10 protein-coding genes are annotated in these 11,395 nt (G+C 38.4%); 6 read left to right on the forward strand and 4 right to left on the reverse strand.

Going from position 1 to position 11,395, the window contains the following annotated elements; translation table 11 throughout:
- Positions 1 to 123: 123 nt before the first annotated feature.
- Positions 124 to 2,076 (reverse strand): sigma-54-dependent Fis family transcriptional regulator, encoded by a 1,953-nt coding sequence (locus SCALIN_RS12310; protein WP_096894785.1) that lies wholly within the window; start codon positions 2,074 to 2,076, stop codon positions 124 to 126.
- A gap of 638 nt (positions 2,077 to 2,714) precedes the next feature.
- Here SCALIN_RS12310 and SCALIN_RS12315 point away from each other — a divergent pair.
- Positions 2,715 to 3,584 (forward strand): carboxypeptidase-like regulatory domain-containing protein, encoded by an 870-nt coding sequence (locus SCALIN_RS12315; RefSeq protein ID WP_162532298.1) that lies wholly within the window; start codon positions 2,715 to 2,717, stop codon positions 3,582 to 3,584.
- 29 nt (positions 3,585 to 3,613) lie between these two features.
- On the opposite strand, the gene SCALIN_RS12320 is transcribed toward SCALIN_RS12315, so the two are convergent.
- From SCALIN_RS12320 to amrB, 3 genes are read right to left on the reverse strand one after another with little or no spacing between them, the layout of a single operon-like run.
- Positions 3,614 to 4,267 carry a TIGR04283 family arsenosugar biosynthesis glycosyltransferase gene (locus SCALIN_RS12320; protein WP_096894787.1) on the reverse strand — a complete coding sequence of 218 codons (654 nt, stop codon included), beginning with the start codon at positions 4,265 to 4,267 and terminating at the stop codon, positions 3,614 to 3,616.
- Between the two features lie 9 nt (positions 4,268 to 4,276).
- Entirely contained in the window at positions 4,277 to 4,972 is a 696-nt protein-coding gene (locus tag SCALIN_RS12325; protein WP_096894788.1) for a glycosyltransferase family 2 protein, read from the reverse strand.
- 9 nt (positions 4,973 to 4,981) lie between these two features.
- Positions 4,982 to 5,785, reverse strand: a complete 804-nt coding sequence (gene amrB / locus SCALIN_RS12330) for an AmmeMemoRadiSam system protein B (protein WP_096894789.1) — start codon at positions 5,783 to 5,785, stop codon at positions 4,982 to 4,984.
- Positions 5,786 to 6,072: 287 nt separating this feature from the next.
- On the opposite strand from amrB, the gene SCALIN_RS12335 reads away from it, so the two are divergent.
- The 5 genes from SCALIN_RS12335 to SCALIN_RS12355 all read left to right on the forward strand — a co-directional run bounded on the left by SCALIN_RS12335 (position 6,073) and on the right by SCALIN_RS12355 (position 11,368).
- Positions 6,073 to 7,080, forward strand: a complete 1,008-nt coding sequence (locus SCALIN_RS12335) for a 7-cyano-7-deazaguanine synthase (RefSeq protein WP_096894790.1) — start codon at positions 6,073 to 6,075, stop codon at positions 7,078 to 7,080.
- Positions 7,081 to 7,576: 496 nt separating this feature from the next.
- Positions 7,577 to 8,506, forward strand: coding sequence for a hypothetical protein (locus SCALIN_RS12340; protein ID WP_096894791.1), 930 nt, complete (start codon positions 7,577 to 7,579; stop codon positions 8,504 to 8,506).
- Positions 8,507 to 8,513: 7 nt separating this feature from the next.
- A complete protein-coding gene (locus SCALIN_RS12345) occupies positions 8,514 to 9,002 on the forward strand; it encodes a DUF192 domain-containing protein (protein ID WP_096894792.1) in 489 nt (162 codons plus the stop codon).
- Between the two features lie 6 nt (positions 9,003 to 9,008).
- Positions 9,009 to 10,688 carry a YvcK family protein gene (gene yvcK, locus SCALIN_RS12350; protein WP_096894793.1) on the forward strand — a complete coding sequence of 560 codons (1,680 nt, stop codon included), beginning with the start codon at positions 9,009 to 9,011 and terminating at the stop codon, positions 10,686 to 10,688.
- A complete protein-coding gene (locus SCALIN_RS12355) occupies positions 10,679 to 11,368 on the forward strand; it encodes an HAD family hydrolase (protein ID WP_096894794.1) in 690 nt (229 codons plus the stop codon). Before yvcK ends, SCALIN_RS12355 begins: the two co-directional genes overlap by 10 nt.
- Positions 11,369 to 11,395 lie beyond the last annotated feature (27 nt).

Here is an 11,395-nt window from a genome sequence, read left to right on the forward strand (position 1 = left end):
GACACCTTTGCGGCACTTTGCTTATTAATTTAAACAATGAGTCAAGGAGGCCCATAAAACTGTCGCATTCGGCAGTTGTGTCGATAGAGACACATGTGTAATATGCGACACAAATTGCGGTGTTTATTGTGATCTTTCCTCCTCAGTTATATCAAACTGCTTCATCTTATTATAGATTGTTGCCCGGTGTATGCCAAGCAAACGTGAAGCTTTGGCCTTATTCCAGCCAGTTTTTTCCAAAGCTTGAAGTATTTGAAGTCGATCATTTATTTCACCTGTTTCTTTACGAGGGCTTTTATCAAATTTAATATTTTCAAATTCGTATGGTAGATTATTTATAGTAATTATATTTTCGGTACTGGTTGCAAAAGCATATTCCATTGTATGGTAGAGCTCCCTTATGTTACCTGACCATCTGTAGTCCATAAATATCTTTAGAACATTTGGACAGATAGATTTAATTTGTTTGTTTAATCTTACATTGAGTTTTTCTATAAAATGCTCTACTAAATGTGGAATGTCTTCACGCCTATCCCTGAGAGGAGGAATAGCTATCTCAACTACTTTTAATCTATGATACAAGTCTTCTCTGAATTTCCCTTCACTAATCTTTCGTCGAAGGTCCTGGTTCGTGGCTGCAATTATCCTGACATTTGCTTTGAGGGTTTTTGAGTCTCCAACACGTTCGAAAACTCTTTCTTCAAGTATCCTTAATAGTCGTAATTGCATCGTATCTGATATATCTCCTATTTCATCCAAAAAGATAGTACCACCTTCAGCCTTTTCAAACCTTCCTACTCTATCACTTATAGCACCGGTAAAAGCACCCTTAACGTGTCCAAACAATTCACTCTCAAGTATACTGTCAGACAAAGAGGAACAGCTTACCACTACATAAGGGATGTTTTCCTTTTCCTTTCCATAGTAATGTAACGCTTCAGCTACCAACCTCTTCCCTGTACCACTTTCACCCGTAATTAACACTGTAGTAGGTTTGTCTGATAAAATTTCAATCATAGAGAATACCTTCTGTATAGTATCACTTTTTCCTATGATATTATGTAAGCGTCCAGGCTCATGCAGCTCACCCTCAAGGAGTGCAAGACGTGTTTCATCTCTCATTACTATGACACAACCATTAAACTGTTCCTGATTGTCAATAATTGGGTATGCAATTATACTGACTAATGATCTATGTTTGTCTCTACTGAAACATTCAAAACGGTGTCTTTCAGCAGGAATTTTTTTCTTCGCTGTATCAAAAATAGTTTCAAAACATACTCCATCACACCCTTTTATAAACGACTGAAATTTTTTTCCTCTTGCTATTTTAATATCAGGAAAACCACATATTCCTCTAGCCAAGTCATTGAATTCAAGTATTCTCAGCTCTCTGTCTACCATAATAATACCATCTTTGATACTCTTAAAGATGGCATCAAGGTTTCTTTTATGCTCCCAACTCTTTAAAAGAAATTTATTAATTTTCTCATCAGTTTTTATCTGATCGGTGATATCTTCTATGGACAATAAAATCAATTTACCGTCTTCTCCACAATTAATTATGTGTTGTGCATTAAGCAGCATCATTCTTTTCCCAAGGGATTCAAAAACATGTACAACCATGTAATCAACTATTTTACCTTTATCTGGCAGGTGTTCTTCCAGAAGCTGCTTCAGTCTTGGAATATTCCACTCACGATTTCCAAGTTCATAAATTAATTTACCTACAGTATCTTCAGGTGAAACAACGAACGTCTTATAAAATGGCTTGTTTGCAGTAATTACACATAATTTGGAATTCAACACGACAAGCGGTTTACGTACCGTTTCAATAATATATTCAGCATATTCATGGGATGCAAGTACGGATAAGTCTTCTCGTTCTTTCTGGACCCTGCGGAGTTCATTATTTTGTTTCTCAAGCTCAATCTGTTTTATCTGAAGCGTATTTGCCAGTTTGCGAACTTCTTCATCTGACAGTTTCTCTATCGGTATTAATACCGGCTTATGTTTTGCCTCTGTTTTTTTTCTCAGTTCAGCAGATTTCTTATTTTTGATATGGCTTGTCTTCATTCTTAAATTTGACCTGTTAGTAACTTATTCTGTCTTGTATTACGCTGCTCTTTTCATTTTTTTGATATTTTTTTACTTCTGTCAAATAAAGAAAGCCCAGGTATTTTTAATAAATACGAGGGCCTTAAAAATATAAATAATATGTAAATAGTGGTGAAAGCTGCCTAAATCCAGAGTTATGTACAGGAAGAAAGTAAAGTTTGATTTTTGAAAATAATCAGATTCGTTCGGCTTCATTCTGATTCCTTTAAACGAGTGTTAATATTTAGTGATACCCCCCCCCCGTCATAGGCACAGACTCCTCCAGGTATAAGACAGGCAATGTTAGACTAAGCCGAACCTGCATCTACCTGGTCGTTGCTTTGCGCCATATTATAACCCATTGAATACAAGATACAAGTTCAAAAGTATTGCTCTCTATTAGATGCACATGGGGTATTAAGATGATAATAGACAAAACTCTTTGAATCAGTTGAGCCAATGGTTGAGTAAAAATCAGGGTTGAATAGTAAATACGACAAAGGACAAGACAATTCCTGCTATAAAACAAGTTATGACATATCAAATACAGCTAAGTACATAGCCAAAATAAATTATTATTGACATGGTCACAATATTATGCTATGAGGGAACTATGGATGTCAACAGGGAGTTTCTTGTTAATTAATAAGTATAAACCCGGAAAAAAAAGAATGTCATATTGTGTTCCAAGGCTACAAACCGCCCTTATTATAATATGTATTGTGCTCTCATTTGGAATACTTGAATCCCGTTCAACTACCCTTGCGTCTGGAACCTTAATAGTCGGTGTATATGATGTAAACACTCAACCTGTGGCAGGTGCTACAGTCGCTGTAGAACTAAGTGGTAACGTGATCAGACAAGCGACAACTCTTGCAAATGGAGAAGTTACATTCTCATTATCTGCCGGATTGAATTATGATGTCAAAGCAAGCAAGGGGGGGTTCAGTCCAGCCATAAGGCAACATGTCAATATCATTGACGGGGTTACGACCCGTTTAACCATGATCTTACGGCAATGCCCGCTAACGTCTTCTCTTCAACACTACCTGGAGCAGATAACGAAGCCTGATGTTTCTGATTTTTTCTTATTATTCTGGAAAAAATACCTATTCCTAAACACTTTGAAAGATGTGCGGAACTTCCGAGACCAAGTCCTCTCGAAGAGTTCCGAAGGCCAGGATATCATTCAAATATATTACGATAATTCAGAAGAGATCACCCGAATTATGCAGAAGAAACCGTTACTGCTAAAGGCCACAGTTGCTCTTATACTTAACACATTATCCGAGATACGCTCAGCTTCTGTAAATGGAGGAGCTTTGACTGTTGATCGCCAGGCGTACTTACTCGGCACTGTCATATTACATGTGTTTGAAAGCGAGGGAAGCCAGGAACTCAAGCAAGCTATAAAAGTTGCCAGACAATTTATAGAGACACGATCACAATCTAACGAAGTTGAATTTGTCACTATAAACATTGAGTAACTCTGTTAAATACAGAACCACCCTCTGAGCTACAAAGTGCCCAATACATAAGAAATAAATAATAATTGATTTCTGAAAGCGGTCCGCAAGATTCCATGATTTTCCCACCTTCTTACAGAAGAAGAGGTTCTTTCATCAAGTATAATAATTTTTCCCTGTTTTTTGAGACGGCAGACAAAATCGAGGTCCTCACAATTTGGCATCTCTCTGAAACCTCCCATTTCTTCAAATACGGATCTTTTCACAAACAGCCCCTGATCTCCATATGGTAGTTTAAAAACCTTAGAACGAAAGTTAATGCCCATTTCTATCAAACGGTATGAAAATTTATCAGACAACAACCTGATCTTAAACGCACCACCTACAAACGAATAGCCTTTAAATACATTATTAATACCCAAAACTGCTTCTCTTGGCAATATACAATCCGCATGAAGAAAAAGGAGAACATCACCACCTGCACACTCTGCTCCCTTATTCATTTGCAAGCTCCTTCCCTTAACGGAAGTAACAATTTTGACGCCCCTGTATTGTCCGGCAATTTCTACAGTCCTGTCCGCACTTCCACCATCAGAAACGATTACTTCAATTCCAGGGATATCCACTACCGTTTTAAGACAATGACAGATAGTCTCTTCCTCATTAAGGGTAGGTATTATTATGGAGAGCGTTATCTTTAGCATAATTATGTACTACTTAATAAAGCCATACTTAAAGATGGTATAAATGATTTTTACACCCGCACGCACTGTCCCTGAAAATGTACCAGTGATTTTTGATATACCGATTCGTTTTCGATACCTTACAGGCACTTCCATTATCCGCAACCTTTTATTCAACGCCTTAATCTGCATCTCAACAGTCCATCCAAAATTTTTATCCATCATGTTTAAGGCAAGCAGGTCTCTGTATTTAATTGCCCTGAATGGGCCAAGGTCTGTATACTTGAAACTCCAGAACAATCGGATTAAAAAGGTCGCCAGTTTATTCCCAAAAACAGCCTGGGGCAGCAGCGCACCCTTCTCTTTTTCTCCTGTCATTCGGGAGCCTATAACCATTTCTGCCTTGCCATTTAATATTGGTTTTACGACGGTATATAAATCCTGGGGATAGTCGCTGTAATCAGCATCGAGAAACACGACAATATCAGTATCTTGCTTAAGAGAGGATATGCCTCTGAGACAAGCGGCTCCATATCCTCTTAATGGTTCCAACACAACAGTTGCTCCAAGGTTTTTTGCCACAGCGACGGTATTGTCATTGCTTCCATTGTCTACAACAATAATATCTTCAACTATTTCACCTGGAATATCATTAAGCACCATGCCAATAGATTCTTCTTCGTTCAGGGCGGGAATGATAACGGAAATTTTCTGGTAGTGATGCATCAATGTAAATTACTTTATTATTAGTCCGGCATACCCAACTACTTGTTTGTAATCACCGGTAGTTTCTCCACTGGTTTCATATTTGATTAGCTCTGCCTTTACGGCACCCCGTTCTTTTGAACATACCATCATTGAAATTACAGGGCTTACGCCGCACATACTGATATCCAATGCGCGAACAACGTTGTAAAGCCCGTCTTCTCTTAAAGCAACAATTTCTGCAATTGCAGATTTATCTTTCTTATCAGCAGACTGTTTAGACTCGTAGTGGGTCATATCGGAGGATGCGACCACAAGAGCATCTGGTCTTAGTTTTTTTAGAACATCACCAATAGATTTGCCAACTATTCTCAATTCCTCAATATTACCGGACCTGATTACAATAACAGCAATCTTAACCTGTAGATTACTATATTGAAGGAAAGGTAATATAACTTCTGCGGAGTGTTCTTTATTGTGAGCGATCTCATCTTTCTCAATAAGCTCGCACCTGTTCAGTATCTCACTAACAAGTTCTTCGTCTATCGAGGTATCACCTAGCGGTGTATGCCAGTTCCCTTCCGGCCAGACGGAGAATGGTACCCCGCGGCCCGTATGGTTTGGCGCGAGCAAAACAACAGTATCAGGCACCTCTATTCTTGAAAAGACACTTCCCATTACGCGGCCCGAATAGACATATCCCGCGTGGGGAGAGATTACTCCCAGAGCCCTTTGCCTTTCGGGATAATCTTCCATAAGCACCTTAAGCGCACTCTGCAGTTCTTCTTTATTTCCAGGGTAGAAGCTTCCTGATGCGACTGGCAATCTGTTCATTTCTCTCCTTTATATAACAGAACTTCGCTGATTATGGACATCAAATTGTATTAATATTTCTCCCCAAACCTGTCCTCATTCAGTCGCTGAGCAGCAAATGATACACAAGTTTGAGTCTAACAGTGATTTATATTTGTGTCAAAACCTTTTATTTGATAGAATGAGTCTTCAAATATTTTCTGTAAGATAACTTAAACTGCAATTTCCCGCATTAAACTCATGTTTTAATGTTTTTACCATGCCGGCACAGTTTCTTACGTTTACCCGTTATATTTAAATAATTTGTTATGACAACAGCGCTTGCTTTATTATCGGGGGGATTGGACAGCACCCTCGCCATACATGTAATCAAGAAACAGGGAATTGATGTTATTGCTCTGACTTTTACCACCGTATTCTGCCTCTGTACATCAAAAGGTAATTGTAAGTTGGAAGCAGTTAAAGTTTCTGAAAAACTCGGCATACCGGTTAAGGTTATAAATACGACCAAAAGTTTTCTGGAAATCGTAAAGAAACCAAAACACGGCTATGGCAAGAACATGAATCCCTGTATAGACTGCCGCATTAATATCTTCAGGGCTGCCGGTGAATATATGAAGGAGATTGGAGCAGACTTTATCATTACAGGAGAGGTCTTAGGTCAGCGTCCCATGTCACAGAGAAAAGAGGCGATGAAAACAATTGACAGGGAAGCGGGTTTGACAGGACTTGTCTTGAGGCCACTTTGCGCAAAGCATCTTGAACCTACAATTCCTGAAAAAGAGGGACTGGTAAATAGAGATGAATTACTTGAAATTAAGGGGCGTTCACGAAAGGACCAGATACAGCTTGCGGATATTTTTGAAGTGACAGATTATCCATGTGCGTCTGGCGGTTGTCTATTAACCGACCCGGAATTCGCCAACAGAATGAAGGATTCGGTTAATCACGGAGATCCGGGAGTAAATGAGGTTAATCTGTTAAAGGTAGGAAGGCATTTCAGGATTGACGACAAAACCAAGGTTATTGTCAGCCGCAGGGAAGAGGAAAATTCTGTAGTAGAAAAACTGGCAACAGTCCACGATTTTTTGCTGGAAATGAAAGATATAACCGGTCCATTGGCCATTATCAGGGGCGAGATTAGCGAAGAAAAGTTAAAGATTGCGGCGCAACTGACAGCAAGAAGCAGTAAAGCCAAATCTGAACCATCTGCTGAGGTTATAATATCTAAAGCTCAAACGGGGTCCATGCAAAGGGTATTGAGTGTCCCTCAAATTGATCCGGATCTTGTAAAAGAGTTAATGATAAAAAAATAACATTTCATATTACTGAATAATTATTTCATGCTTATGCCTAAATTTTTGTTGGTGAAAAACAGGGGATTATTGCCCAAAACCTACAAAACACCCACATGTGTAATCAAAAAAGAATCAATGTCATACCAGCTTTTTTTATACGGTATTCAATGTTTGAACACCAGAGTGTACGTTATAATTTAATATGGCAATGCCCTAACACATTGATATAAAAGGAATTAATCTTTCCCATCCTCTCAACTCCCGAATCTTTACACTGTAAACCAAAATATTTTTTTAAATCATAAAATAGAATAAAAAAAGCTAAAGATTGGCATATTCCATGCGATAATAACAATATATAGTTTTGAGAGGAGAACAAAGCTATTGCCTGGTTTCACATATGTAAAAATAACATCTTGACATATCTTTTATTTAATCTAAAATTTACAGGAGTTCAGGTATGTAAATAGTGTCATGCGATAAGCGAGACTCTTAATTATTAAACTACAGGATTATGAACAATATTCATCACCCATTTTTCGGTATACCACTAAGCAAGCTCGAAGATTTCTTACAGGATTCAATATACTTTAGAGATACCAGGGCACGTACGCGTTTTCCAAGCTTAAGACATGGAGAGGATGACAACGGGAATGAAAGGTTGTATGTCTTTGACAGGTTTTTAATGCATCATGACTATGTAATACAAAAATCATCAGGGAAACGATTTGTTCAAATAACAAATGATAAAAATGAGATTCATAGAAGCGGCAATGTCGTCCCCGGCGCCATGACTGTCTCAAAAATAATACTCCCTCTTGAAATACTTATACCGGAATTAGAGATACACAACGTCAGTATTAAGTTCACCAATTCATCCATTTACGACGAGAAAACAAAAGATGTCTACTCCTTTCAATTCGTAAACCGTGAACAAATACAAATCAATGTAAATACATTCCAGTCACAGGATACAGTTGCCAAAACCGTTATAACAGGGAGTATCAACCCTTTCAGAGAAAAATCGACGAAAGTTAAAGAAGAAGATGTCAACGAAACAAAACTGGATTCCATTCGAGAATACCTGGGCACATTGGCGGTTGAAGGTGAAGCCTATATACAAAAAGACAGCTATAGAGACTATACCTATCCACTTTCCTACATTTCTACACTACCTTCTGCCGCAATTGTCAAGCAGATGGAAGGGAATGGTGGAATGATAAATATGTTGAAAATGGATTTTGGGAATGTTGATATGATACCAATAACTGACGAAAAAGGACCAATAGTAAAACTTGAAAGGGCAAGACCAAGAGCCTCTTTTAATAAAATAATAACAGAAATTGTAAATGGGGTTGTTACCTATTATCGGGGACTTGCCATAGTAAACCCGGTTGCAAGGTTCAGAAAACCCACTACGTCTGTGATTTTACCTGCAAAGTAACCACCTTATGGATTCATCATTCCGCATCGTGAGAACCACGTATTGTCATATCGTTCTTCTTTTAGCCCTGTTTCCTACTATCACAGGTTGTTCCAACCGTGCTCCTGCTTCAAACAAAAACACATATGAAATAATAATAAATGACAAAATATCCCATGCAGAAGTTGCTTTTACTCAAAAAGGCCGTACAATAGGCTTAATGTTTCGGGATAGATTAGACAACGATCATGGAATGTTGTTTATTTATCCACAAGAGCAGAATTTATCATTCTGGATGAAAAATACAAAAATTCCTCTTTCTATTGCCTTTATAAATTCTAAAGGAATAATTACTCAGATAGACTCTATGACCCCGTACAGTTTAATGAGCCATACTTCGAAAGAGAAAGTGAAATACGCTCTTGAAATGGAACAAGGCTGGTTCCGAAAAAATGAAATTAAGGCCGGCAGCAAGGTGAGCTTCTCTTCTGAAATTCAATACCTGAAAGTAGAGTAAATAAATATGAAAGCAATAATATTTGATCTTGATGATACGTTATATGATTGCACTGGCTCACTGCTTGAAGCGTCCCGAAAGCGTGCGGCAAAAGCAATGGTTAACGCCGGGCTACCTTGCACTGAAGAAGAAGCATATGTAATGCAAAAAGAAATTTCTGAAGAACATGGCCCCTACTATCCTGTTTTCAATGAGATAGCAAACAAATACAACAAAGACCATGACTTCGTCAGTACTATTCTGAAGACTTATAACAGTAATGAAGTGACAGACATACAGCTCTTTCCGGATGTTGTTCCGACGTTAAAAACATTAGCACAGGAAAATTATAAGCTGTTCCTGCTGACAACAGGAATCCACGAAAGACAACACAAAAAGATAGAGTTACTGAAGCTGAAACCATACTTTGATGAAATAATAATTAATGACCAGGAAGTTGGGCTATTAATGGAAGATTGCTTTGAGGCCATTGTCAGAAAGTATTCTTTAAGCCCACATAATGTTACAGTCGTTGGAGATCGGGTAAGGGAAGAGCTGAGAATCGCAAAAACCAAGGGAATGGTAACTGTCCAGATGTTACATGGAAGGTTTAAGGAAGAAACGGCTTTTGATAACTCAAACAAACCCGATTACAAAATAAAACGTTTTTTCCAGCTACCCACTTTGCTCAAATTGAAGGATATTGGGACAACGCATAAAAATCTGAAAATATTAGCATTTGGCGGAGGAACCGGTCTCCCAATCGCGCTTGAGGGCCTGAAAACATATAGTGAAGACCTGACGGCAATTGTGACCGTTACAGACTCAGGCAGAAGCTCAGGTGTTATTAGAGAACAATACGGCATCCTGCCTCCCGGTGATGTGAGAAACTGTCTGGTCGCGCTTTCAGAAACGGAGGAGCAGGAAAAAGACCTTTACCAACTTTTTCAGTACCGGTTTAATAAAGGGTCGCTAAATGGAATGAGCCTCGGTAATCTATTGATGGCCGCGTTAACAGATTTAACAGGAAGTTTTGAACATGCCATTAAAAAAGCAAGTAAAATACTGGCAATCAAGGGGAAGGTCCTGCCTGCTACCCTTACCAGCACTCACATTTGTGCTGAGTTAAAGGACGGTTCGATTGTCGAAGAAGAGTTTAATGTCCGTGGCCTCCAGAAAGCGCCGATAGAAAGGCTTTTTCTGAAATCAAATGACGCCAAATGTCCACCGGACGCAATCAGTGAAATTGAAAAAGCGGATGTAATTGTAATTGGTCCGGGAAGCCTTTACACAAGCATTATTTGCAATCTCCTTGTCGGTGGTATTAAAGACGCGTTACAGAATACAAAAGCAGTAAAAATATACCTATGTAACATCGTCACACAACCCGGACAAACTGATAATTATACGGCATCAGAACATATTAAGGCTGTTACAAGATATCTTGGCGATGGTGTATTGGATTATGTGCTGGTTAACAATAACTTTCCACGTAAAGAAATAATTGAAAAATATAGAAAAGGGGGCGCTGATATTGTCGCCCTTGATGACGACCTTGAAAATAATAATGTAGCGGTAGAGGTTACCGATTTAATTGAAAATCTTGATCACCAGAGAGTCTTGTGGGAAAAACAAGACTTGATAAGACACGACCCTGAGAAGCTGGCAGATTCTATCTGCAGGATTTTTGCAAAATTATGTCCCTGATATCACCCCGGATACAAGCAATCATTTTTGATCTGGACGATACCCTGTACGATTGCAGCGGAACTCTTGTTTTAAAAAGAAAAGAACTTGCCGCAATAATCATATCAAAGGCAATCAATTGTTCAGAAGCAGAAGCTTTACAATTACAATTAAAACTTGAAGACCGCCTTGGCCCGGAAGCTGACATTTCACGTGAAATTGCCAGTTTATACAACCTTTCAGAAGATTTCTGCAAAGAAATCGATAATACCATTAATATTTCTGAGGTGGAAGGCGCTGTTTTATTTCCTGACGCGATGGATTCCATTAATAAATTAATAATGACTGGCTATAAGCTATTCCTTGTTACTTTTGGTAATAGAGAGATGCAGGAGAAAAAGATAAAACTCCTTGGTCTTGAAAGAGTATTTGACGAAATAATCATAACGGAAACACATCGAGGAAAGGAGAAATGCTTTAGAGAGATTTTAACTAAGCACAATTTAGCAGCGGAACAGGTCCTTTGTGTTGGAGACAAGGTTAAAGATGAAATTGAAGTAGGAAAGAAGCTTGGCATGTCCACCGCATTAATGAAACATGGCAGGCACTACCATTTCTATAAATCTGAAATTGGTAATGAAGGATCTTATATGCACATTACTAAAATTTCAGACTTGTTGGAAAGTGATGAGGATTATTAAAGAGGGAGGTTTCTGTACACACTGATT

Origin of the sequence: Candidatus Scalindua japonica, assembly GCF_002443295.1 — a bacterium.
Lineage (GTDB): Bacteria > Planctomycetota > Brocadiia > Brocadiales > Scalinduaceae > Scalindua > Scalindua japonica.